This is a genomic window from Streptomyces sp. NPDC031049 (genome assembly GCF_055571015.1).
On record NZ_JBVIGC010000013.1, the window covers coordinates 1 to 23,194 of the forward strand.

The window sequence follows — 23,194 nt, forward strand, 5'->3', positions numbered from 1 at the left end:
AGGAACGGACGCTTCCTTTGTACTCACCCGAGAGACTCTCTCGCGGCTTTCCTCCGGGCGCTTCCCTTCGGTGTTTCCGACTCTATCAGATCTTTTTCTCGACCTGACCCCCAGTCAGCGGGGTTTGCCTTCCGGGCTGTTGGGCCCTTCCGACGTCTCAAACCTTAGCGGACTCTCTCCGTGATTCCCAAATCGAGGCGGAATCGCGTCGGGAATTGAATTCGGGCATGCCGAAGTCGTTCCCAGTGGGAGGTCGTGCTGTGGTGTGAGGTGCCGCTCGTGCGGCGGAAGTGCTGTCGCAGAACCGTTACGGCGCTGCGGCAACCCGAAGAACTTTACGGATCGCCCAGGGGGCTGTCAAGCGGCCGAGGTCGGTCGGTTCAGTCGAGGTCGCTGAGCCGGCCGCCGGCGTCCGGCTGGGCGTGCTCCACCCTGCGCAGGAGCCGGGTGAGGACCTCGCCGAGCGCCGTCCGCTCGTCGGGGGTCAGGTCCTGAAGGAGGTCCTCCTCGAACACGGAGGCGAGTCGCATCGCCGCCAGCCACTTCTCCCGGCCCTCGTGCGTCAGCTCCACGATGACGCGCACCCGGTTGGACTCGTCGCGCTCCCGGGTGACCAGTCCCTCCGTGACCATGCGGTCGATGCGGTGGGTCATGGCGGCCGGGGTGAGCCCGAGGCGCTTGGCGAGGTCGCCGGGGCCCAGCCGATAGGGGGCGCCGGAGAGGACGAGCGCCTTGAGGACCTCCCACTCGGCGTTGCTGATGCCGAGGTCGGCGGTCTGGCGGCCGTACGCGACGTTCATCCGGCGGTTCAGGCGGGACAGCGCGGAGACGATCTTCTCGACCTGGGGGTCGAGGTCCTGGAACTCGCGCTGGTAGGCGGCGATCTGTTCTTCGAGTGTCGGCTCGCCGGCCTCTGAGGTGTCGCCCATGGACCGCAGTATGGCACGGGACTGCTTTGCCTTGAAGTCCTTCGCTGTGTACTCTTTAGCTTCGAAGTTTAGCTTCTAAGTCTTCACTCCTAACGACTCGGGAGCCGGTCGCTCCCGGCTTCCCACTGCTCAGAGAGAGGTGAACGTGACCAGGGCGATGGGCGCAGCGATGCGCCGGATCCACGTGGGCAACGCACTCAGCGCGTTCGGACTCGGTTTCACCGTCCCGTACCTGTACGTCTACGTGGCGCAGGTACGGGGACTCGGCTCGGTGACGGCGGGCCTGGTGCTCGCCGTCTTCGCCGTGGCCGCGCTGATCGTGCTGCCGTTCGCCGGGCGGGCCATCGTCCGGCGGGGCCCGCTGCCGGTGCTGCTGGTCGCCCTGGTCACCGCGGCCCTCGGCGCGCTGAGCCTGGGCGTGTCCGCTCAGGCGGGCACGGTGCTGCTGTCCGCCGCCGCGCTGGGCGCGGGGCAGGCCGTGATGCAGCCCGCGCTCGCCACGATGATCGTCGACTGCTCGACGTCCGAGACCCGGTCGCGGGCGTTCGCCATGCAGTTCTTCCTGCAGAACCTGGGCCTCGGTGTCGGCGGGCTCATCGGCGGTCATCTGGTCGACACCTCCAGCGCCGCATCGTTCACCCTGCTCTTCGCCATCGAGGCGGCGATGTTCCTGGTGCTGGTCGCCGTGCTGGCGACGGTGCGGATGCCGCACGCGCCGCGTGTCGAGGAGGCGCCGGGGCAGTCGGGGCGCGGCAGCTGGAAGCAGTTGCTGGGCAACCGGGCCATGGTGCAGCTGTGTGTGCTGGGTTTCGTGCTGTTCTTCGCCTGCTACGGCCAGTTCGAGTCGGGCCTGAGCGCGTACGGCGTGGAGGCCGCGGGCATCTCGACGTCCGCGCTGGGTACGGCGCTGGCGGCGAACACGCTGGTGATCGTGGTCGCGCAGTTCGCGGTGCTCAGGTTCGTGGAGCGGCGCAAGCGCTCCCGTGTCATCGCCGCGGTCGGGCTGATCTGGGCCGTGGCCTGGGCGGTGGCCGGGTACGCCGGTCTCGGGCACGGCAGCCAGGCCATGGCGACGGCCGCGTTCATCTCGACGTACGCGCTGTTCGGGCTGGGCGAGGCGTTGCTGTCGCCGACGGTCGCGCCGCTGGTCGCCGATCTCGCGCCGACCGGGATGGCCGGGCAGTACAACTCCGCCTTCGCTCTGGTGAAGCAGCTCGCGCTGGCCGTGGGGCCGGCCGTGGGCGGCCCGCTCGGGGCCTCGCTGCACGCGCCGTACATCGTGATCTTCCTGCTGTTCTCGCTGGGGATCAGTGTGCTGGCCGTCCGGCTGGGGCGGCAGCTCACCGACGTGCAGAACCAGCCCTCGCTGGCGCGGAGCCGGGTGGTCACCCAGGGCGGCGCGCCGGCCGGGTCGGTGGCCGCGGCCGACGCCTGACCGGCCCGCGCGCCGCGCGGGCCGCCGCTGCGGCCGGGCCGTCACTGCGGCCGGGCCCGTCACTGCTTCGGCAGGACGAACTCGCACCAGACGGCCTTGCCGCCGCCGGGGGTGCGTCTGCTTCCCCAGTGGGAGGCGATCGTCGCGACGATGGCGATGCCGCGGCCGGACTCGTCCGCCGGTTCCGCGCGCCGGCGGCGGGGCAGGTGGTCGTCGCCGTCGGTGACCTCGACGATCAGCCGGCGGTCGGTGCGGCGCAGGCGCAGCCGCATCGGGGGCGTGCCGTGCTGGAGGGAGTTGGCGACCAGTTCGCTCGCCGCCAGGACGCCCAGGTCGTGCAGGTCGGCGGGGAAGCGCCAGCTGGTCAGGACACCGGAGGCGAAGGCACGCGCGCGGGGGGCCGCCTCGACGCCGCCGAGCAGTTCCAGTGCGGCGTTGCGGAACAGCTCGCTCTCCGGGCCGGTGCGGGCCGGGTGCTGGAGGACGAGGACGGCCACGTCGTCGTCGTGGTCGGCGGTGACGCCCGCCGAGCGGACGAGCCGGTCGCAGATCACCTGGGGGGTGCCGGTGGCACCGGCCAGGGCGCCCTCCAGGGCGGCGATGCCCTCGTCGAGGTCCTCGTTGCGCCGCTCCACCAGGCCGTCCGTGTAGAGGACGGCGGTGGAGCCGGGGCCCAGCGGGACGGAGCCGGAGGTGTGCATCCAGCCGCCGGTGCCCAGCGGCGGTCCGGTCGGCTCGTCGGCGCGCAGGACCTGGCCGCCGTCGTCACGGACGAGGATGGGCAGGTGCCCGGCGGACGCGTAGACCAGCCGGCCCTCGTTGGGGTCGTGGATCGCGTACACGCACGTGGCGATCTGGTTCGGGTCGATCTCGGCCGCCAGGCCGTCGAGGAGCTGGAGCACCTCGTGCGGCGGGAGGTCGAGCCGGGCGTAGGCCCGCACCGCCGTGCGCAGCTGGCCCATGACGGCGGCGGCGCGCACGCCGCGGCCCATGACGTCGCCGATGACCAGGGCGGTGCGCCCGCCGCCGAGGGTGATCACGTCGTACCAGTCGCCGCCGACCGCGGCTTCCGTGCCGCCGGGGTGGTAGGTGGCGGCGATGCGCAGGTCGTCGGGTTGTTCCAGCTCCTGGGGGAGGAGGGAGCGCTGGAGGGTGACGGCGGTCTCGCGCTGGCGGCGCTCGCTGGCGCGGAGGCGTTCGGCCGCCTCGGCGTGGTCGGTGACGTCGGTGGCGAAGACGAGGACGCCACGGCCGTCGCCGGGGCCGCTGTCGGTGACCGGGGTGCAGGTGAAGGTGTAGGAGCGGCCGTCGGGGGCCTTGCGTGACTTCAGGGTGCGGGGCCGGCCGCTGCGCAGGACCTGGTCGAGGAGGGGGAAGAGGCCCAGTTCGGCGAGTTCGGGGAGGGCCTCGCTCGCGCGTTCCCCCAGGGGGCGGACGCCGAAGGCCGTCGCGTAGGCGTCGTTGACGTAGGCGATGCGGTGGTCGGGGCCGTGGACGAGGGCGACGAGGGCGGGGACGCGGTCGAGGACGTCGCGCACCGGCAGGTCGTCGACGGCGGGCACCGGCGGTGCCTCATGGGTGAGCTGCTCGGCGCGGGCGGCGGGCACGGAGCCGTCTCCCCGTCGGTCGGGGCTGATCGTCGTCGTGTCGCTCCGCGCGGCGGCGCGGCGCTGCGTACCGGGGAATCGGGCGCTCCAGCGCGTGAAGTTCACGAATCCTTGCCTCGTGTAGTTGTCGGCGGCCGGCTCCGGGACCGGCCGGGGCCCCGGGGGCCGCGCGGGGGCGAGCGGCGGCCCGCCCGCGGTGGTGGACCAGTCTGGCAGGGTGCCGACCGGGCCGACATCCGTCAGACGCCCGCCCGGCCGGTGGAGTTCCTGGGTCCGGTCAGGACGACCCCTTCGGGTTGTCCGGGGGCTCCTGGGAAGGCTTTCCACCGGCCGCGAGTTCGAACTCCGCCCGGGGGTGTTCGAGTGAACCCAGGGACACGATCTCCCGTTTGAACAGGCCGGCGAGGGTCCATTCGGCCAGCACGCGGGCCTTGCGGTTGACGGTGGGGACGCGGCTGAGGTGGTAGGCGCGGTGCATGACCCAGGCGGGGTAGCCCTTGAGCTTGCGTCCGTAGACGTGGGCGACGCCCTTGTGGAAGCCGAGGGAGGCCACCGAGCCCGCGTACCTGTGGCGGTACGTCTCGAGTGGCTCGCCGCGCAGGGCGTGGGCGATGTTGTCGCCGAGGACCTTGGCCTGGCGCAGGGCGTGCTGGGCGTTGGGGGCGCAGTCCGTGCCCGGCTCGGCGGCGGTGACGTCGGGGACGGCGGCGGCGTCTCCGGCCGCCCACGCGTGCGTGGCGCCCTCGATCGTCAGCTGCGGGGTGCAGCGCAGCCGGCCGCGGGCGTCCAGGGGCAGGTCGGTGGCGGCGAGGACCGGGTGGGGTTTGACGCCGGCCGTCCAGACGACCGTACGGGTGGGGAAGCGGGAGCCGTCGCTGAGGACGACGACGCGGTCCGCGCAGGACTCCAGGCGGGTGCGCAGGCGTACGTCGATGTTGCGGCGGCGCAGTTCGGTGACCGTGTAGCGGCCCAGGTCCTCGCCGACCTCGGGCAGGATGCGGTCGGTGGCCTCCACGAGGACCCATTTCATGTCCTCGGGTGTGAGGTTGTGGTAGTAGCGGGCGGCGTAGCGGGCCATGTCCTCCAGCTCGCCGAGTGCCTCCACGCCCGCGTAGCCGCCGCCGACGAAGACGAAGGTGAGGGCCGCGTCGCGCAGGGCGGGGTCGCGGGTGGAGGAGGCGATGTCCATCTGCTCGATGACGTGGTTGCGCAGGCCGATGGCCTCCTCGACGGTCTTGAAGCCGATGCCGTGGTCGGCGAGACCGGGGATGGGCAGGGTGCGCGAGACGGAGCCGGGGGCGAGGACGAGTTCGTCGTACGGCAGCCGCGCCGCGCCGCGGCCCTCCTCCTCGGTGGCGAGGGTGGTGACCGTCGCGGTGCGCGCGGCGTGGTCGATGGACCGCGCCTCGCCGATGACGACGCGGCAGCGGTCCAGGACCCGGCGCAGCGGTACGACGACGTGCCGCGGGGAGATCGAGCCGGCGGCGGCCTCGGGAAGGAACGGCTGGTACGTCATATAGGGGTCGGGGGTGACGACCGTGATCTCGGCGTCGCCCCGCCGCAGCTCCGTCTCGAGCCTGCGCTGAAGTCGCAGGGCCGTGTACATCCCGACGTAGCCGCCGCCGACAACGAGAATGCGCGCACGTTCCTTCACCATCCCATGACGCACCCGCCGCTTGCGTTTGTCCACAGGCCCGGCAATTTGTGTGACCGGAGCGCCGGAACGCACGGGCTCGGCCGAATTGTCGCGGTGCCGGGAAAGCGCGCAGGTCAGCGGTAGTGTGGAAGAGATCGGGCGGGTACACATTCCGGGTGAGAACCGCCCGTACTCCGATCGTGGGGCACGCCGTGCGGAACCTGCCCCTTCTGAATTGACCCCCGCTCAACTATGTTCGTGTCGACGGGGCGTGGGGGGAAGTGCTGATCGGGTCCGCGACGGGCGGGGCCGGGAAGCGGCCCGTTTCGCACGCTCCGGCTTTCGATGGCGGGGAGAGTCTCCGGGGGGAGACGTCATTACCGGGGGATTGTCATGCATGTTCAGGACCCTCATTGGTCGTCCACCGTCGCCGCCGGCGGCACGATGAGTGCGGCGGCGGGCGGCGGACGCGCGGACGGGCCGCGCACGACGCCGTTGCGCGTGGACGCCCAGCGCAATCTGGAGCACGTGCTGCGCGCGGCGCGCGAGGTGTTCGGGGAGCTGGGGTACGGGGCGCCGATGGAGGACGTGGCGCGCCGGGCCCGGGTCGGGGTGGGCACGGTGTACCGGCGCTTCCCGAGCAAGGACGTCCTGGTGCGGCGGATAGCCGAGGAGGAGACGGCCCGGCTGACCGATCAGGCGCGGGCGGCGCTCGGCCAGGAGGACGAGCCGTGGTCGGCGCTGTCCCGTTTCCTGCGGACGTCGGTGGCCTCCGGCGCCGGGCGGCTGCTGCCGCCGCAGGTGCTGCGGGTCGGCGTGGCCGACGAGCGCGTCGACGCGGTCGCGGCGGACGAGCCGCGGGTGCCGCAGCAGCGGATGCAGCCGGGCTCGGGCGAGCTGCGCCTGGTGCCGGACGAGCCGGGGCCGGCTTCCGACGCGGCGACGGCGGAGGACGACGCGGGGGCGGCGGCGCTGCTGGAGGTCGTGGGCCGGCTCGTGGAGCGGGCGCGCGCGGCGGGCGAGCTGCGGCCGGACGTGTCGGTGTCGGACGTCCTGCTGGTGATCGCCACGGCGGCGCCCTCGCTGCCGGACGCGGCGCAGCAGGCGGCGGCGTCGGCGCGGCTGCTGGACATCCTGCTGGAGGGTCTGCGCTCCCGGCCGGCGTGAGCCGTCGGCCGCGGGCACTCGAGCCTTCCCCGAACGGGTGATCTTCAGTACTGCGTTCCGGCGATTCCCCACGGACGGGTGATGGTGCCTACCGAGGGGTACCGTCCGTGGGCCGCTGTGGCACGCTGACCCGGTGTTCAGGACGGGTCGGTCAGGCGGCGGGGGCTTTCCGCGATGAGCGTTGAAGAGCGGGGCGGGTCACTCGATGACGGGGACTCCGAGACCGGCGGTCCGCCACAGGTCCCGAGCCAGGGCGGGCCGGTGTCGGTGCCCGAGGCCGGGCCCGCCGTCCCCGCCCAGCGGGAGCTGCACGAGGACAGTGTGCTGCCGCCGCCGCGCGAGCTGCCGGCGTCCGACGCCGAGCTGATCGGGCGGATGCGCTCGGGCGACGACTCCGCGTACGAGGAGCTGTACCGGCGCCATGCGGACGCGGTGCGCCGGTACGCCCGCACGTGCTGCCGTGACTCCCACACCGCGGACGACCTGACCGCCGAGGTCTTCGCCCGCATGCTCCAGGCGGTGCGTGGCGGCTCGGGTCCCGAGCACGCCGTACGCGCGTACCTGCTCACGTCCGTGCGCCGGGTCGCCGCCGGCTGGACGCAGTCGGCCCGCAGGGAGCAACTGGTCGACGACTTCGCGGTGTTCGCCGCGCAGGCGTCCCGGGCGTCGTCGGGCTCCGACGACGACACGCTGGAACTGGGCGCCGATGTGCGGGCCCTGCACGAGGCCGAGCAGTCCCTGGCGATGCAGGCGTTCCGGTCGCTGCCGGAACGGTGGCAGGCGGTGCTGTGGCACACGGAGGTCGAGGACGAGTCGCCGAGCGAGGTGGCCGCGCTCTTCGGGCTGGACGCCAACGGCACGCGCGTGCTGGCCAGCCGGGCCCGTGAGGGGTTGAAGCAGGCCTATCTCCAGGCCCACGTCAGCGCCGCCCTCGCGGACGACGAGGAGTGCGCCCGCTATGCCGACCGGCTCGGCACGTACGCCCGGGGCCGGCTGCGCACCCGGGCGGAGCGGGGGCTGCGCAAGCATCTGGAGGAGTGCGCCAAGTGCCGGCTGGCCGCCAGTCAGCTCCAGGAGGTGGCGAGCGGCATTCCCGCGGTGGTGCCGGTCGCGGTCATCGGCTGGTTCGGCGCCGCCGGGTATGCCAAGGCGGCCGGGATCATCGCCGGGGGCGCCGGTACGGCCGGTGCCGCGGGGGCCGCGGCGGCTTCGGCGGGGGGCGGCGGCGCGTCCGGCGGGGCGGCGGCCTCGGAAGGGCTGGGGGCGCCGGTGAAGGCGGGAATCGCCGCCGGTGTCGTCGCGGCGGGGATCGCGGCGGTGGTGCTGGCGCTGGCCGGCAGCGAGGGTCCGCAGTCGCCGCCACCGCCGAAGGCGGCTCCGCCGACGTCCGCGCCGGCGGCCCAGCCGTCCCCCCAGCCTCCGCAGCCCCCGGCTCCGCAACCGCCGGCGAAGCCCCGCCCCACGCCGCCACCCCCGACGCCCAGTCCGACCCCCACTCCCACTCCGCCCCCCACTCCCACACCGACGCCCACACCGACCCCCGCGCCCACGCTCACCCCTTCTCCGACGCCGACACCCACTCCCTCGCCCACCCCTCCCCCGCCGCCGGCTCCGGAGGTCTACCGCTGGAGTGAGCTGTCGTACGACGTCACGGGGGACGGTACGGGGCCCGAGATGCGGTTGGGGGAGAGCAGTTGGGCGTGGCAGCGGTCGGGGGTGTCGATCGCCGGTACGCGGTACGCGCACGGCGTCACGGTGCACGGGCGGTCCGAGGTGACGATCGACCTCAACCGCGCGTGCTCGTCGTACGAGGCGCTGGTCGGTGTGGACGACCTGATGATGAAGCTCGGCAAGGTCCGCTTCTCGGTGCACGCCGACGGGGTCCGGCTGTGGCGGTCCGGGGTGGTCGAGGGGGGTGATCCGGCGGTTCCCGTGCGGGTGGGCCTCGCGGGCCGGGAGACGGTTCGCCTGGTGGTCGAGCCGGTCGGCCCGTTCGACAAGGTGACGCTGGCGGATTGGGCGGAGTCGCGGTTCACGTGCACGTAGGCCGCGCCCAGGAGATGCGCCGGCGGTGCGGCAGTGGCTGGCGTAGGGGCGTTGCGCAGCCCGGCGGAACGGGGTGCCGCCCGCGCCCACCCGTGCCGCCCCAGCGGCACGACTGCCCGCGGGCTGCGGCAGTCGCCCGCGGATTGCGGCAGTCGCCCGCGGCGCGCAAGCCGCGATCAGCCGGGGCGCTGTCCCGCAGACGCGTACGGCGCGCAACCAGGCAGAGGCTGGGGCGCTGCCCGCAGACGCGTACGGCGGGGAGGGGTCGTGTCGGGGGGTCTCCGCCCGCAGCGGTTGCCGCGTCAACACGGTCCACCCCCGTAACAGGCCGATTTCGCGACGTTCCGAGGACGGAGGCCCCCCGGCACGGCCCCGCACCACCCACCGGACCGTAGGCGCTACGCGCACCCCACCGAAGCCGCAGCGGCGCCGCAGGCATCCACCCACCACCCCGCACCCCACACGCGACCCGAACCCCCACCCACCCCACACCCCGCACAACCGCCGGAGGCACCCGCCTACTGGCGGACCGCCGGCGGGACTCCGCCTCCCAGGGCGCCCCTCTGGGGTGCGATGCCGGACGGGACCGCGCGGGCCCTCGCCGGGGTGCCCGTCCAGCAGGTGCCCCGCCGCGCGAGCAGGCGGATCAGCCACAGTTCCAGGGAGATCAGGTCCGCCAGCCCGTCCAACGGCAACGGCTCCCCCGCCGCGGCCGCCCGCAGGGCCTTCCGCACGACCCGCGCCTCCACCAGCCCCGCCTCCGCCAGCAGCGGCCTCTCGAACAGCCCCAGCAGGGTGTCCGCGGCCACCCGCACCCCCGCCCGCGCCGTCACCGCCGTCACCGCCTGCGTCGGGGCGCCCCAGCCGCTCGGCAGCTCGCTCACCCCGGCCCGCTCCAGCACCGTACGCAGAATCGCCGCCCGCGCCCCGGGCCGCACCCGCAGCGCCTCCGGCAGCGCCCGGCACGCCCGCACCACCTGGTTGTCGAGGAACGGCACGTGCAGCCGCTGCGAGCGGATCTCCGCCGCCTGCTCCAGCACCCGCACCTCCGCCGCCTGCCGCGCCAGCGCCGCCCGCGCCCGGAAGTCACCGGGCCGCTGCCCCGGCCCCATCCCCGACCGCTGCACCGCCGCTTGCAGCCGAACCGATACTTCAGCCAACGCCTCCCCGGTCAGCCACCGCGCCGCAGGCCCGGGTCTGCCCCAGGTCAGCGCGGCCAGCGACGCCTCGAGGGCCCCCGGCCCGGCCCCCGCGTCCCCGCCGCCCGGAACCGCACCCGACGCACCGCCCGACGACCCCCACGACGCCGACCCCCCGCCGAGCGCCCCGTCGAACCGCCGCCGCAGCAACTGCTCGGCCAGCGCCTCCAGTCCCACCCGGTACGGCGTCCGCGCCAGCCGCCGCGCCGCGGCGTACACGCGCGCCGGGACCATCACCGACCCGTCGGCCTTGGCCAGCGCCGCCACCGGACGCACCAGATGACGCCGCTTGCGGTCCATGAGCAGGTCGGCCAGCCGTGCCGGATGCGCGTCCAGCACCTGCCGGGCCCCGTACCCGGTGAAGTGGTCCGCGCTCCCGGCCGCCAGCCGCGCCCGGTGCCGCGCCGCCGTGACCAGGCACGCCGCCGGTTCGTCGGTCAGCGGCCCGTCGAGGTCGGCGTACGGCAGCGCCTCCTCGGCGCCGGTGACCACCACGTGGTGCAGCCGCGGGTTGGCCGCCAGCGCCCCGGCCCGTTCCAGCTCGGCCTCGCGCCCGCCGACCGCCAGGTCGTTGAAGGTGACGGCCAGCAGCCGCTCCCCCGCGCCGGTGCCGTGCCCGAGCACGGTCCCCGGCCTGCCCGGCAGCCCGGCCGCCAGCAGCGCCAGCGTTCCCGACGCCGGCCCCCCGGACAGGTCCGCGCCGATGCCCGGCACCGGCATCCCACGGGCGGCGCGCCGTTCCGCGGGCCCCATGCCGGGGACCGGCCCGGGGTCGATGCCGTCGCCCGGCACGTGCCGCGGCGCGGCGAGCCGGGTCCGCACCGCTTCCACCAGCGCGTCCCGTACGCCGTCCACCGCGCTGTCCGCGTCGGCCGGGGGTGCCGCCACCGCGAGCGAGGCCACGGGTTCGTATCCGGCGATCTCCCGGGCCCCGGCGCGCAGGATCAGCGCATGCCCCGGCGGAATGCGTTTCACGCCGTCGTAGGGGGTGGAGTCGTCCAGCGCGGCCGGTACATCGGGGGCGGCCAGCAGCGCGGCGAGATACCCGAAGTCGAGGTTGGCCTCGACGAGGTCGGCCAGCGGCAGTGCGGCGGTCGCGTAGGCCGTGCCGCCGGCCCAGGGGGTGTAGAAGACCGGGCGCGCGCCCGCGAGGTCGCCGCAGACCGTCACCCGCCGCCCGACCTGGACGACGGCCGTGTAGCTGCCCGGCCAGGCGGTCAGGTGCCGAAGTGCCCCGCCCCGTGCGGCGAACAGCGCGACCCGCAGCTGTTCGTCCGTCGCGCCGCAGATGCCGAGCACGGCGATGCGGGTCTGCGGGTCGGCGGAGACGACCCGCACCTCGTCGGGGCGCCAGTCACCGACGGCCCAGAGCGGATCGGGGTCGCCCCACAGCAGTTGGGAGCCCACCGGTTGCAGGGTCTCGCCGTCGTACCCGGTTGCCCCCGCGGAGCCGGTGCTCATGGAACCCGTCAGCCCCCCGGCCCCCGCCACACCGGCCGCACCGGTCGCGCCCACCGTCCCGGCGGCTCCCACTGCTCCCGAGGCGGTGCTGCTCCATCCCACCAACCACCGCATCGCCGCCTCCACAGGCTGTGGACAACCAGTGCACCGTACGAACTGGTTCCCCATGCTGCCATGAAGGGTGCGCCCCTGAGCGTCGGCGGAGCCGCTTGTGCTCCCCCGGATGCGCCCCCGCGGACACGCGCGCGAAGGTGCCGACACTCCGCGACCGGGTGGAGACTGCGACGTGAATGCGCCCCCGTTACGCGCCCCCAGAACACCCAACGCGCCCTCAACTGCCGTGGTGGGAGCGGAAGTCACCCGCAGAAGGCGGGGTCGATTTTCGGCCAAATCACCGTACCGGAGGCGTGTTCGAACACGCTCCGTACAGGGCCGCGCGCCCCTCGCCCGGCGCGCGGTCCGGGAGGCGGAGCACGCCTCCCGGACCCGTCCGCCGCCCGCGGGGATGAAGGCGGCGGTGTCCCCCAGCCCACTGGATCCAGTACAGCGGGCCGACCCACGCACGGCCCATGGAACCGCTCCCCCGGTGGCCGGAGAAGAGCGCACGGACGGGCGCACGGCCACACAACGGGAGCACATGGCAACAGTCCGTACAGAGGCCGCACTTCAGTACGGACCACAATCCCGCCATCCGGAACAATGCCTCTTAACGCTTGGGATGCGGCGAACTACGCTGGGTTTACGAATGCCGCGTGGTTATGCCAGTGCGGCAGCCGTCTGTGTCGAGGGGTGGCGCATGTCCAGGGAGCAACGCGGGCCGAACGAAAAGCTCGGCGCCGTTCTCGCCCTCGCGGGAATCTCCAACGCAGGCCTCGCGCGACGCGTCAACGACCTTGGCGCCCAGCGGGGACTGACACTTCGCTACGACAAGACCTCGGTGGCGCGCTGGGTGTCGAAGGGCATGGTGCCCCAGGGCGCGGCGCCGCACCTCATCGCCGCCGCGATCGGCCAGAAGCTCGGCCGTCCGGTGCCGCTCCACGAGATCGGCCTGGCCGACGCCGACCCCGCGCCCGAAGTGGGCCTCGCCTTCCCCAGGGACGTGGGGCAGGCGGTGCGCTCGGCGACGGAGCTGTACCGCCTCGACCTCGCCGGCCGCCGCGCCGGCTCCGGCGGCATCTGGCAGTCGCTCGCCGGATCGTTCGCGGTGAGCGCATACGCAACGCCCGCCTCGCGATGGCTGATAACCCCGGCCGACAGCTCGGTCGCGCGTGAGGCGAGCCCGGCGGAGGGCTCCGGCGCACCGATCAAAGTCGGCCACAGCGATGTGCAGAAGCTGCGTGAGGCCGCCGAGGACGCCCGCCGCTGGGACTCCAAGTACGGCGGCGGCGACTGGCGTTCGTCGATGGTCCCGGAGTGCTTACGCGTCGAAGCGGCCCCGCTCCTCCTCGGCTCCTACTCCGACGAGGTCGGCCGCGCCCTGTTCGGCGCCGCCGCCGAACTGACCCGGCTGGCCGGCTGGATGGCCTTCGACACCGGCCAGCAGGAGGCGGCCCAGCGCTACTACATCCAGGCGCTGCGCCTGGCCCGCGCCGCGGCGGACGTCCCGCTGGGCGGCTACGTGCTGGCGTCGATGTCGCTCCAGGCCACCTACCGCGGCTTCGGCGACGAGGGCGTGGACCTCGCCCAGGCCGCCCTGGAGCGCAACCGGGGGCTGGCCACGGCCCGCACGATGAGCTTCTTCCGCCTGGTCGAGGCGCGGGCACACGCGCGTGCGGGCGACGCCCAGGCGGCCGGCGGCGCCCTGAAGGCGGCCGAGAGCTGGCTGGAGCGGGCCCGGCCCGGCGACAGCGACCCGAACTGGCTGGGCTTCTACTCCTACGACCGCTTCTGCGCGGACGCCGCCGAGTGCTACCGGGACCTGAAGGCCCCCCGTCAGGTGCGCCGCTTCACCGAGCAGGCCCTGTCCAGGCCCACGGAGGAGTTCGTGCGCTCCCACGGCCTGCGCCTGGTGGTGTCGGCGGTCGCCGAGCTGGAGTCGGGCAATCTGGACGCGGCCTGCGAGCAGGGCGTACGCGCGGTGGAGGTGGCCGGGCGGATCTCCTCGGCGCGCACCACCGAGTACGTGAAGGACCTGCTCCACCGCCTGGAGCCGTACGGCGACGAGCCCCGCGTCGCGGAACTGCGCGAACGCGCCCGCCCCCTCCTCATGACGCCGGCCTGAGCCCGGGCGGGGAATGCCGCCTCCCGGGGTTTGAGGCGATTGTCAGTGGCGCAGTGCACTATCGAACCGGGAGGTGGAACAGGTGATCGCTCACGACTGCGACGTGCTGGTGATCGGCGGCGGCATCATCGGTATGTCGACGGCGCACGCGATCACCCGCGCCGCCCCCGGCACGCGGGTCACGGTGCTGGAGAAGGAACCGGGCCCGGCCCGCCACCAGACGGGCCGCAACAGCGGAGTGATCCACAGCGGCGTCTACTACCGCCCCGGCTCCCTCAAGGCGCGGTACGCGGTGCGGGGCGCCGCCGAGATGGTGAAGTTCTGCGCCGAGTACGGCATCCCGCACGCCGTCACCGGCAAGCTGATCGTCGCCACCGACCGCGCGGAGCTGCCCCGGCTGCACGCCCTGGTCCAGCGCGGAAGGGAGAACGGCATCCCGGTCCGCGAGCTGGGCGCCGCCCAGATCGCGGAGTACGAGCCGGAGGTCCGCGGCCTGGCGGCGATACACGTCGCCACCACGGGCACCTGCGACTACGTGGCGGTGGCCCGGCAACTGGCGCAGTCCTCGGGGGCGGAGATCCGCTACGGCGCGGAGGTGCTGCGCATCGACCGCCGGCCGTCCCTCGGCGTCGCGGTCCGCACCCGGTCCGGGGACGTGGTCCGGGGCCGGGTCCTGGTGAACTGCGCGGGCCTGTACTGCGACGAGATCGCCCGCATGACCGGTGACGACCCCGGCATGCGGATCGTCCCCTTCCGCGGCGAGTACTACGAGCTGGCGCGCCCGGAGCTGGTGCGCGGGCTCGTCTACCCGGTCCCGGACCCGGCCTTCCCGTTCCTCGGCGTGCATCTCACCCGCGGCATCGACGGCAGCGTGCACATCGGGCCCAACGCGGTGCCGGCCCTGGCCCGGGAGGGCTACGGCTGGGGCGTGCTGCGCCCGCGCGAGCTGGCCGGCACGCTCGGCTGGCCGGGGACCTGGCGGATCGCCCGGCGGCACTGGCGGTACGGGGCGGGGGAACTGCGGCGGTCCCTGTCCAAGGGCGCCTTCACGGCGGCGGTGCGGCGGCTGCTGCCTCCGGTCACCGAGTCCGACCTGGTGCCGACGGCGGCGGGGGTGCGGGCGCAGGCCGTCCTGCCGGACGGGACGCTGGTGGACGACTTCCTGATCCGGGAGGGCGCGCGGGCGATCCACGTCCTGAACGCCCCGTCCCCCGCGGCGACGGCGTCCCTGCCGATCGGCCGGGAGGTGGCCCGCCGGGCCCTGGAGGCACTGGGGCACGCATGAGTGACCGGCATGATCCTCACGCCCGGCGCCGCCGCCGGGGGCGGGGCATCACGCGGCCCGGCGGAGCCGGGTGCCGCAGGCATCGGACGCGGACCCCGCCCACCCGCACCGGCACTCGCGCCTGCGCCGCATGTCACGCCGTAAACCGGGCTCGCATGTCACGCCGTAAAATCGAGGGCACTGTGTCTGACTCCCAGCGTGCCTCCGAACGCCCCACCGCCCACGCCCCCGCCCCCGCCCAGGCCCCCGGCGAGTCGATTCGCCGTGTGCGGGCCAAGGGGGAGCCCCGCTTTCCCGACGGGCCGAAGGCCGACCCCGCCGGAGCGCACTTCGAGCGGCGGATCCGGAGTTTCCAGCCGCGCCGCAGCCGCGTCACCGCCGGCCAGGCCGACGCGTTGCAGCGCCTGTGGCACACGTGGGGCCTGGACATCGACGGCCGGCACGTCATCGACCTCACCGACCTCTTCGGCAACGCCAACCCCGTCGTCCTGGAGATCGGCTTCGGCATGGGCGAGGCCACCGCCCAGATGGCCGCCGCCGACCCGGACACCAACATCCTCGCCGTCGACGTCCACACCCCCGGCCAGGGCAACCTGCTCAACCTCGCCGACCGCGCCGGCCTGTCCAACGTCCGCGTCGGCAACGGCGACGCGATCATCCTGCTCCGCGAGATGCTCGCCCCCGGCTCCCTCGACGGACTGCGCGTCTACTTCCCCGACCCCTGGCCCAAGAAGCGGCACCACAAGCGCCGCCTCATCCAGCCGGACTTCCTCACCCTGGCCGCGTCCCGGCTGAGGCCCGGCGCCATCGTGCACTGCGCCACCGACTGGGAGCCGTACGCCGAGCAGATGCTCGAGGTCCTCACCGCACACCCCGACTTCGAGAACACCCGGCCCGACGGCGGATTCGCGCCCCGTCCCGCCCACCGCCCGCTGACCCGTTTCGAGGGCCAGGGACTGGACAAGGGTCATGTGGTGAACGACCTGCTCTTCCGCCGCGTACACCCCAGCCGATAACCACCGACCGCCCCGGGTACCTGAAGCCGGCTCCTCCCGCCGCACCGCGGGCGGCGCCCTCGTCTCGTTAGGGTCGATGCCGTGGCCACCTGCCCTCCGTCCGCCCACCGCGCCCTGCACTGGTGGCAGCACGCCCGGGTGCGGCACGGCGCGCTGACCGCCCTGCTCGCCCTGTCCGGCCTGGTCATCCTGGCCCTGGTCCGCGAGCAGACCGGAACGCAGGGCTTCCTCGTCGGCCTGGGACTCGCCGTCCTGCCCGTGCCCCTCCTCCTGGCCGCCTTCCGCTGGCTGGACCGGGTGGACCCCGGCCCATGGCACAACCTGCTGTTCTCCTTCGCCTGGGGCGCCTGCGCCGCCGCGCTGATAGCGATCGTCGCCAACAGTTTCGCGACCCGCTGGATAGCCACCGCCACCGCCGACCCGACCGGCGCCGACACCCTCGGCGCCACCGTCATAGCCCCGGTCGTCGAGGAGACCGCGAAGGCCGCAGCGGTCCTGCTGGTCTTCCTCTTCCGCAGACACCACTTCACCGGCATCCTCGACGGCGTCGTGATAGCCGGCGTCACCGCCACCGGCTTCGCGTTCACCGAGAACATCCTCTACCTCGGCACCGCCTTCGGCACCGACCAGCTCACCGGCGGCCAGGGCATCGCCTCCGTCACCGCGGCGACGTTCTTCGTCCGTGTCGTGATGTCGCCGTTCGCCCACCCGCTCTTCACGGTCCTCACCGGCATCGGCTTCGGCATCGCCGCGATCGCCCCCGCCGCCTGGCGCGTCCGCCGTCTGCTGCTGCCATCGGCCGGCCAGCTGCTCGCGATGGGCCTGCACGCCCTGTGGAACGGCTCGGCGTCCTTCGGCGAGTACGGCTTCTTCGCCGTGTACGCGGCCTTCATGGTCCCGGTGTTCGGGCTGCTGACCTGGCTGGTGATCCGGACCCGGCAGCGGGAGCTGCGCACGGTGCGGACCGAGCTGCCCGTGTACGTGGCGGCCGGCTGGCTGGCACCGGCCGAGCCGTTCGCCCTCGGCTCGATGCGCGCCCGCCGCATCGCCCGCGAGTACGCCCGCCGCCACGCCGGGAAGGCGGCGGCACGGGCGGTGGCGGAGTACGAGGCGCACGCGACGTCGCTGGCCCTCCTCCGGCACCGGGTCGGCCGGGGCGGGGCCGGCGCCGACTTCGTCGTACGGGAGGGCCGGCTGCTGGAGGAGCTGTGGCGCCGCAGGGAGGCGGCCCGCCCGGCGCTGGACTACGCGGCACGGGCCACGGCGCCTCCGGTGCCGGTGCTGACGGCCCACGCCCTGCACTGGCCGGCGTACGTCCCGCATGCGCCGTATGCAACGTATGCACGGTATGCACCACACGGAGCGTATGCCTCGCGTGCACCGCATGCGCCCTACGGCCCGTACGGGCCCCCGCCGGCCTCCCACCAGCCGTACCGCCCGTGAACCGGAACCGGCAGCCCTGACGTCGGGGGGTTTGCCGTCAGGACCGCCGGGGTTCGGTGCGGGGCGGCCGTCAGGGGTTGAGGCCCTTGCTCCGCAGCCAGGCCAGCGGGTCGACCCCGCCGCCGTCCGCGGTGTGCACCTCCATGTGGAGGTGGGCGCCGGTCACGTTGCCCGTGGCGCCGACGCGGCCGATGACGTCTCCGGTGGTGACCTTCTGGCCGACGCTGACGCTGATGGAGGACTGGTGGGCGTACCAGATCTCGGTGCCGTCGTCGAGGGTGAGCACCGTCTTGTAGCCGTACGACCCGTCCCAGCCGGCCGACGTGATGGTGCCGCTGTGGACCGCCTTGAGCAGCGTGCCCGTGGGGGCGGCGAAGTCGAGGCCCGTGTGGTAGCCGGAGGACCAGTAGGCGCCGGCCTGACCGAAGGTGGAGGAGATGGTGTACGAGGAGGTCGGCAGCGTGTACTGCTTGGCGAGCTGGGCCAGCCGTTCGGCCTCGGCCTTCTTGCGGGCCTCCTCCTCGGCCTTCTTCTTGGCCGCGGCGGCCTTGGCCTCGGCCTCCTGAGCCGCCTTCTCGGCGGCCTCCGCGGCCTTCTTCTCGGCGGCGGCCCGGGCCTCGGCGGCGGCCTTGCTCTCGACCTGCGCCTGCTGCTGCTCGGCCTGCGCCAGGATCCGCTCCCGCAGCGACTCACCGGCGTCGGCGGCGCCCTCCTCGGTGTCCGCGGACGACGCCACGGCGACGTTGCTGAGCGGCGTCGCGGAGCCCTCGGGGGCCTTCTCCTCGTCGGAGATGAGGGAGCCGACGTTCGGCAGGTCGGGCATGGAGATCGACACCGGCGGCTTGCCGGTCTGCGCGCTGGCCATACCGCCCGCGCCGACGGCCGCTATGACACCGACGCCGAGGACGGTGGAGCTGCGGGCGAGTCCGCCGCGCTGCTTGGCGACGCGGTGCCGGCCGCGGACGGGGCGGACGGACTCCGCGGTGGGGTTCCACTCCTCCCACGGGCCCTCGTCGCGGGTGGGCGCGCCGTAGGCGAAGGTGTCGCCGTCGCGCTGGCTGGGCACGAACGGGGCCTCGGGGGCAGGCCGGTTGGACGCCACGTGGGCGTACTCCTTTCCTTCCTTCTCCGCCTACCGGGTTAGCTGACGGGTTCGGAGCAGGAAGGTCTCCTACGCGCGTAAACGGGCCGTGTCTCCACGGCGGCATACGCCCGATTCACCCCAAGGTGGTGGTTCCCCGGTTCCTGTGCATCTCTGCGCAGGATTCGGCGCGTGCGCACGGAGCCGCCTTCTGTGACGGCTGGGACGACCGCGCTGCGTTATCGAACGTTAATAGACCCGGGGCTCTTATTCCAAGCCGTTCCTCTTGATCATTAACGATTTCGGCACGGACGCATGCCTCACGACCGGCGAAAAACGGGCGACTTGACCGCACCTCAGCCCGCCCTCGCCCGCCATCCTTCACCCCTCGACGCCTGACGGTATATCAGTTGTTATGCGGAGGGCGCCTGGCCGGTCACCGCTCGTGACAATGATCAAGGGCGGTGCGGCCGGCGCACCGCGAGCAGCGCCATGTCGTCCGCCATGCCACCGCCCGCATGCCGGCGCACGTCCTCGGCGAGCACGTCGAGCAGCTCGACGGGGTGGCCGAAGACGCGTCCGGCGAGCCGCTCCCGGGGATCGTAGAAGGCACCGCGGGCGTCACGGGCCTCGGACAGCCCGTCGGTGTAGAGCAGCAGCGTGGCCCCGCCGGGGAAGCGGGCCTCCTCCGCGCGGTCGGGCCAGACGCCCAGTTCCCCCATGCCGAGCGGCAGGGCGGCGTCGCGGGCGGTCAGGGTGCGCAGGGCGCCGTCGGCGTGCAGCAGCAGCGGTGGTGGATGGCCTCGGTTGACCAGGCGCACCACGCCGTCGCCGTGCGGGAGTTCGGCGAGGACGGCGGTGGTGAAGCCCTCGAAGTCGTCCAGCCCTTCCCGGCGGGCGCCCTCGCGGGCCAGCGCCCGCTCCAGCCGCTGCGCGACCGCCTCCAGCGTGGCCTCCTGCTCGGCGGCCTCCCGGAACGCCCCGATCACGACGGCCACGGCCCCCACGGCGCCCATGCCCTTGCCGCGCACGTCCCCGACGATGAGCCGGACGCCGTGCGGGCTGTCCTGCACGGCGTACAGGTCGCCGCCGATGAAGGCGCCCGCCTGGGCCGCCTCGTAGCAGGCCGCGATCTCGAAGCCGCCGATCCGCCCGGCGGGCTCGGGCAGCACCGCCCGCTGGGCGGCCTCGGCGATCTCACGGGCGGAGGCGAGCCGCTCGCCGGTGCGCCGGACCAGCGCGTTGACCAGGACGGCGAGGACCGCGACCGTCGCGATCGTGACGAGCTCGGTCATCGAGTCGATCTGGTGGGCGACGCCGAGCGTGAGCTGCAACGTGACCACCACGGCGACGGTCGCGATCCCGGTGAGCACGGTGCCGCGCCGCGAGTAGAGCGGGGCCGCGGTCAGGGGCGCGGCGGTGTAGAGGGGGCCGGCGGTGAAGTAGCGGGGGGTGAGGAGGTCGTACACGGCGCCGACGGCGATCAGCAGCACCGGGAGCAGGCGCACCAGCGTCCGCACGGCGGGCCGCCGCCGCCACGGGGCGCCGGCGGCGGGTACGGGCGGCGGATGAGGGCCGGGGCCGGACCTGCGGCCGGGATCGTGAGCCCCTTCGTGAGGCCTTGCGTACGGACGGCCGTACGGCCTCTCGTCCGGCCCCCCGTCCAGATCACCAGGCCGCACCAACTCGTCTCCCGCCACGCGCACGTCCATGCCGCTTGCCGTCCCGCCCGTCCAGGTTTGCCGGACCGGGGGCGGGGAGCGAGCGGTGAGGGCCGACCGGATGACGCACCGACGCCGAACGCACCGACGGCCGGAAACCCTGATGGGTCCCGGCCGTCGGCCTTCAGTAGCGGGGACAGGATTTGAACCTGCGACCTCTGGGTTATGAGCCCAGCGAGCTACCGAGCTGCTCCACCCCGCGTCGTTGTGTCACCAGCATACGTCATCCGCGGGACCCGAAGCACACGGGTTTCCCGTGACCTGCCCCACCACCCCCGCAGGCCCCCTGTCACCGCCCCGGATTGTCCGCGTGGGTCAGCGTCTCCCAGGAGACGAAGAGATCGTCGGTGCCGGCCGGCCGCGTCTTCACGGCGAGCTTGTGCGCGTCGGGGACGGAGTCACCGAGCCGGTTCTCCAGGTGGTTGAGGAGCACCTCCAGGTCGGGTCCCATGTTCCGCTCGACCTTGCCGCCGCACAGCCACTTCGGCGCGGAGCCGGCCAGCTGGTGGCGGGCGTGCAGGGCGAGCGCGGCCTTCAGCCGGTCCTCGGCCTCGCCGTACAGGTCGACGCCCTGGTGCCACGCGGTCTCGGCGATGTGCGCGGCGGCGGCGATCGAGTAGCCGACGTGCGCGAAGTTGCGGCACGTCTCCTGGGTGACGCCGTCCTTGTACACCGTCTGGCCGAACCAGTACGACGCCAGCTGCTTCGGCGTGGCGATGGTGCTGCCCGCGGGGGTGAGCGGCAGCTTGCCGTCCTTCTCCAGGTAGAAGTAGGCGGGCACCCGGTCCCGGAAGCGCTCCAGGGCGTCGTTGAAGGCCTTGTGGTCGTCGAGAAAGACCGCGGCGGAGACGGCGCCGTCGGTCATGATCAGGTCCCAGTTGCCGTTGAAGTCGGGGACCTTCTTCGTCAGTGCGGGCAGATGGGCGGTGCGCAGCATCTTCTCGAACCGCCGCACCCGGTCGGCCGGCCAGCCCCCGCCCGGTGTGTGCCGGACGATCTCGGCGGCGCGGGACCAGGTCGAGGCGGTCCACCCGGCCTGGAGCCCGGCGTTGTCCCCGGTGTGCTCGGTCAGCTTCGCCGACCAGGCGTCCATGATCTGCCGGGCCTTCGCCGCGTGCTGCTCCTTGCCGGTGACGGCGAACAGCAGGGCCTGGGTGTAGGCGGCGATGGCGTCCTCGCGCTCCTCCTCGCAGCCGCGGCCCGCCTCCTTCCCCGCGGGGCAGAAGACCGTGGCCGCCGGCCGGGGCCGGTGCCTGTAGGAGCCGTAGTCGCTGTCCCGCATGCTCAGGTACGCCGTCAGCCAGGGTTCCTTCCCGGCGGTGGCGTTCTTGCGTACGGTGTCCAGCTGGGCCTTGGTCACGAGGACACCGGGGTGGGTGAACTCGGTGTCGGCGGGCAGCGTGCGCACCATCGACCGGCTGCCCGGTTCCTGACCGCACGCGGCGAGCAGTCCCGCGGCGAGAATCCCGACGACCAGGGCCGTCGCCCGCCTGCCCACTGACCTCATTGCCACCTCCGCGTCGGCCTCCGGGACGGTCAGTGGCAGCGTGCCCGGGGCGGTGGCGGGACGCAGGTCGGGTTGGGCCGATCGGCGGCCCCGGGAGGGCGGCTGCCGGGCGGGCGGACAGGCGGACAGCTGCCGGACAGGCGGGCGACTGCGGACAGGCGGACGGCCCCGGGCGGGCGGGGTTACCGGGTCGGTCCGGTCAGCCCAGCAGGTGGTGGTTGGGCGCCTTGGCCCGCCCGGCGTACTCCTCCAGGACGATCACCTCCGCGCCCCCCGCCGCCAGCACCCCGCTCCCGTCGGCGCCGGCGACGAACGTGTCCGGCTCCCGCCACGCGGTCACGACCCGGCGCACGCCGGCGTCGAGGATCAGCCGGGCGCAGGGCGCGGGGCGGGAGGCCCGGCGGGCGCAGGGTTCCAGGCTGCTGTACACCGTCGCGGTGGTGAGCCTCGGGTCGGCCGGGTCGACCTTGGCGAGGGCCGCCTCCTCCGCGTGCACGACCGGGTCCCCGCCCTCCCGGGAGTGCCCGCGCGCCAGTTCCGTGCCGTCGGCGGCGACCACGACCGCCCCGACGCTGAACGCCGTCGTGGACGGCGGGCACAGCTCGGCCAGTTCGCAGGCGAGCGCCAGCCAGTGCCGGTCGGCGGCGGAGGCGAGGGCCCCGGTCCCGGGAGCCGTGGGCAGGTACCGCATGAGGACGACGTCCTCGATCCGCCGCGTCTCCACCAGGCGCAGCCGGCCGCGCTGGTAGCCGCCGGGACCGAAGAGGCGGGGCGCGTCCGGGTCGCCGACGAACAACGGCGCGAGCACCAGCTGGAGTTCGTCGGCGAGGCCCTGGAGCAGCAACTGGGTGTGGACGGTGCCGCCGCCCTCCACCATGAGCCGCCGTACGCCCCGTTCGTCGTGCAGGTACTCCAGTACGGCCCGCCACTCCACCCGCGCGCCCAGTGCCACGACGTCGGCCGCGAGTCCCAGCGCCCGGGCCCGTTCGGCGCCGCCCTCGGTGGTGAGGACGGCCTTGTCGCCGCCGGTGTGCCAGAAGTTCGCCGCCGGGTCCAGCTCACCGGTGCCGCTGACGGTGACCTTCAGCGGGTACTCCGGCCGGCCTGCGGCGACCCGGGCGGCGCGCCGCTCGGGGGAGTTGACCAGCAGCCGCGGATTGTCGGCCCGGATCGTGCCGGCCCCGACCAGGATGGCGTCCACGGAGGCCCGTACCTCGTCCACCCGGTCGAAGTCGGCCGGTCCGGACAGCAGCAGCCGCTCGGGACCGGTGTCGTCCAGGTAGCCGTCGAGGGAGACGGCGGCAGACAACAGCACGTAGGGCAGGGGCATGGGCGGGCTCCGGGCAGTGGGCGGAAGCGGGCGGGCGGGTGGTGGCGTCGCGGACAACGCTACGTACCGCCGGGCGGGCGCACCGCACCGGCCGTGCCGCTGTCGCGGGA

The 23,194-nt window shown here is 74.0% G+C and carries 15 protein-coding genes, 1 tRNA gene and 1 riboswitch; of the genes, 7 read left to right on the forward strand and 9 right to left on the reverse strand.

Annotated elements, in window-relative coordinates:
* Positions 1–380: 380 nt before the first annotated feature.
* Positions 381–929 carry a MarR family winged helix-turn-helix transcriptional regulator gene (locus ACZ45Q_RS21950; RefSeq protein WP_468263933.1) on the reverse strand — a complete coding sequence of 183 codons (549 nt, stop codon included), beginning with the start codon at positions 927–929 and terminating at the stop codon, positions 381–383.
* A gap of 157 nt (positions 930–1,086) precedes the next feature.
* On the opposite strand from ACZ45Q_RS21950, the gene ACZ45Q_RS21955 reads away from it, so the two are divergent.
* A complete protein-coding gene (locus ACZ45Q_RS21955; protein ID WP_468264410.1) occupies positions 1,087–2,364 on the forward strand; it encodes an MDR family MFS transporter in 1,278 nt (425 codons plus the stop codon).
* Between the two features lie 59 nt (positions 2,365–2,423).
* Here the strand turns inward: ACZ45Q_RS21955 and ACZ45Q_RS21960 are convergent, their stop codons facing one another.
* Positions 2,424–4,076 (reverse strand): ATP-binding SpoIIE family protein phosphatase, encoded by a 1,653-nt coding sequence (locus ACZ45Q_RS21960; RefSeq protein ID WP_468263936.1) that lies wholly within the window; start codon positions 4,074–4,076, stop codon positions 2,424–2,426.
* Positions 4,077–4,248: 172 nt separating this feature from the next.
* Positions 4,249–5,628 (reverse strand): NAD(P)/FAD-dependent oxidoreductase, encoded by a 1,380-nt coding sequence (locus tag ACZ45Q_RS21965; protein WP_468263939.1) that lies wholly within the window; start codon positions 5,626–5,628, stop codon positions 4,249–4,251.
* Between the two features lie 372 nt (positions 5,629–6,000).
* On the opposite strand from ACZ45Q_RS21965, the gene ACZ45Q_RS21970 reads away from it, so the two are divergent.
* Together ACZ45Q_RS21970 and ACZ45Q_RS21975 are read left to right on the forward strand one after the other, a co-directional pair.
* Positions 6,001–6,774: a TetR/AcrR family transcriptional regulator gene (locus ACZ45Q_RS21970; RefSeq protein ID WP_468263942.1), complete on the forward strand. Its 774-nt coding sequence runs from the start codon at positions 6,001–6,003 to the stop codon at positions 6,772–6,774.
* Between the two features lie 174 nt (positions 6,775–6,948).
* A complete protein-coding gene (locus tag ACZ45Q_RS21975) occupies positions 6,949–8,820 on the forward strand; it encodes a sigma-70 family RNA polymerase sigma factor (protein ID WP_468263945.1) in 1,872 nt (623 codons plus the stop codon).
* A 518-nt stretch (positions 8,821–9,338) separates the two neighbouring features.
* Here the strand turns inward: ACZ45Q_RS21975 and ACZ45Q_RS21980 are convergent.
* Positions 9,339–11,594 carry an asparagine synthase-related protein gene (locus ACZ45Q_RS21980; protein WP_468263948.1) on the reverse strand — a complete coding sequence of 752 codons (2,256 nt, stop codon included), beginning with the start codon at positions 11,592–11,594 and terminating at the stop codon, positions 9,339–9,341.
* Between the two features lie 682 nt (positions 11,595–12,276).
* On the opposite strand from ACZ45Q_RS21980, the gene ACZ45Q_RS21985 reads away from it, so the two are divergent.
* The 4 genes from ACZ45Q_RS21985 to ACZ45Q_RS22000 all read left to right on the forward strand — a co-directional run bounded on the left by ACZ45Q_RS21985 (position 12,277) and on the right by ACZ45Q_RS22000 (position 17,445).
* A complete protein-coding gene (locus ACZ45Q_RS21985) occupies positions 12,277–13,701 on the forward strand; it encodes an MFS transporter (RefSeq protein ID WP_468263951.1) in 1,425 nt (474 codons plus the stop codon).
* 133 nt (positions 13,702–13,834) lie between these two features.
* On the forward strand, positions 13,835–14,986 hold the full coding sequence (lhgO, locus tag ACZ45Q_RS21990; protein ID WP_468264412.1) for an L-2-hydroxyglutarate oxidase: 1,152 nt from the start codon (positions 13,835–13,837) through the stop codon (positions 14,984–14,986).
* Positions 14,987–15,168: 182 nt separating this feature from the next.
* On the forward strand, positions 15,169–16,002 hold the full coding sequence (gene trmB, locus ACZ45Q_RS21995) for a tRNA (guanosine(46)-N7)-methyltransferase TrmB (RefSeq protein ID WP_468263955.1): 834 nt from the start codon (positions 15,169–15,171) through the stop codon (positions 16,000–16,002).
* An 81-nt stretch (positions 16,003–16,083) separates the two neighbouring features.
* Complete coding sequence (locus ACZ45Q_RS22000) at positions 16,084–17,445, forward strand: PrsW family intramembrane metalloprotease (protein WP_468263958.1); 1,362 nt, start codon at positions 16,084–16,086, stop codon at positions 17,443–17,445.
* A 70-nt stretch (positions 17,446–17,515) separates the two neighbouring features.
* On the opposite strand, the gene ACZ45Q_RS22005 is transcribed toward ACZ45Q_RS22000, so the two are convergent.
* The 5 genes from ACZ45Q_RS22005 to ACZ45Q_RS22025 all read right to left on the reverse strand — a co-directional run bounded on the left by ACZ45Q_RS22005 (position 17,516) and on the right by ACZ45Q_RS22025 (position 23,084).
* A complete protein-coding gene (locus ACZ45Q_RS22005) occupies positions 17,516–18,547 on the reverse strand; it encodes a M23 family metallopeptidase (RefSeq protein WP_468263961.1) in 1,032 nt (343 codons plus the stop codon).
* A 12-nt stretch (positions 18,548–18,559) separates the two neighbouring features.
* Positions 18,560–18,727, reverse strand: a riboswitch (cyclic di-AMP (ydaO/yuaA leader).
* A gap of 254 nt (positions 18,728–18,981) precedes the next feature.
* Positions 18,982–20,046, reverse strand: coding sequence for a PP2C family protein-serine/threonine phosphatase (locus ACZ45Q_RS22010; RefSeq protein WP_468263963.1), 1,065 nt, complete (start codon positions 20,044–20,046; stop codon positions 18,982–18,984).
* A 329-nt stretch (positions 20,047–20,375) separates the two neighbouring features.
* A tRNA-Met gene (locus ACZ45Q_RS22015) sits at positions 20,376–20,449 on the reverse strand.
* Positions 20,450–20,536: 87 nt separating this feature from the next.
* The gene (locus ACZ45Q_RS22020) at positions 20,537–21,754 is read right to left on the reverse strand and encodes an alginate lyase family protein (protein ID WP_468263966.1); all 1,218 of its coding nucleotides are present in this window, start codon (positions 21,752–21,754) and stop codon (positions 20,537–20,539) included.
* Positions 21,755–21,953: 199 nt separating this feature from the next.
* Entirely contained in the window at positions 21,954–23,084 is a 1,131-nt protein-coding gene (locus ACZ45Q_RS22025) for a dihydrofolate reductase family protein (protein ID WP_468263968.1), read from the reverse strand.
* Positions 23,085–23,194: the final 110 nt, after the last annotated feature.

What these genes read in the sequence shown, in the direction of transcription:
- ACZ45Q_RS21955 (WP_468264410.1), top strand. Translation starts at nt 1,087, where the DNA reads ATGGGCGCAGCGATGCGCCGGATCCACGTGGGCAACGCACTCAGCGCG.
- ACZ45Q_RS21985 (WP_468263951.1), top strand. Translation starts at nt 12,277, where the DNA reads ATGTCCAGGGAGCAACGCGGGCCGAACGAAAAGCTCGGCGCCGTTCTC.
- ACZ45Q_RS22020 (WP_468263966.1), bottom strand. Translation starts at nt 21,754, where the DNA reads ATGAGGTCAGTGGGCAGGCGGGCGACGGCCCTGGTCGTCGGGATTCTC.
- ACZ45Q_RS21965 (WP_468263939.1), bottom strand. Translation starts at nt 5,628, where the DNA reads ATGGTGAAGGAACGTGCGCGCATTCTCGTTGTCGGCGGCGGCTACGTC.
- ACZ45Q_RS21975 (WP_468263945.1), top strand. Translation starts at nt 6,949, where the DNA reads ATGAGCGTTGAAGAGCGGGGCGGGTCACTCGATGACGGGGACTCCGAG.
- lhgO (WP_468264412.1), top strand. Translation starts at nt 13,835, where the DNA reads ATGTCGACGGCGCACGCGATCACCCGCGCCGCCCCCGGCACGCGGGTC.
- ACZ45Q_RS21980 (WP_468263948.1), bottom strand. Translation starts at nt 11,594, where the DNA reads ATGCGGTGGTTGGTGGGATGGAGCAGCACCGCCTCGGGAGCAGTGGGA.
- ACZ45Q_RS21970 (WP_468263942.1), top strand. Translation starts at nt 6,001, where the DNA reads ATGCATGTTCAGGACCCTCATTGGTCGTCCACCGTCGCCGCCGGCGGC.
- ACZ45Q_RS21950 (WP_468263933.1), bottom strand. Translation starts at nt 929, where the DNA reads ATGGGCGACACCTCAGAGGCCGGCGAGCCGACACTCGAAGAACAGATC.
- ACZ45Q_RS22025 (WP_468263968.1), bottom strand. Translation starts at nt 23,084, where the DNA reads ATGCCCCTGCCCTACGTGCTGTTGTCTGCCGCCGTCTCCCTCGACGGC.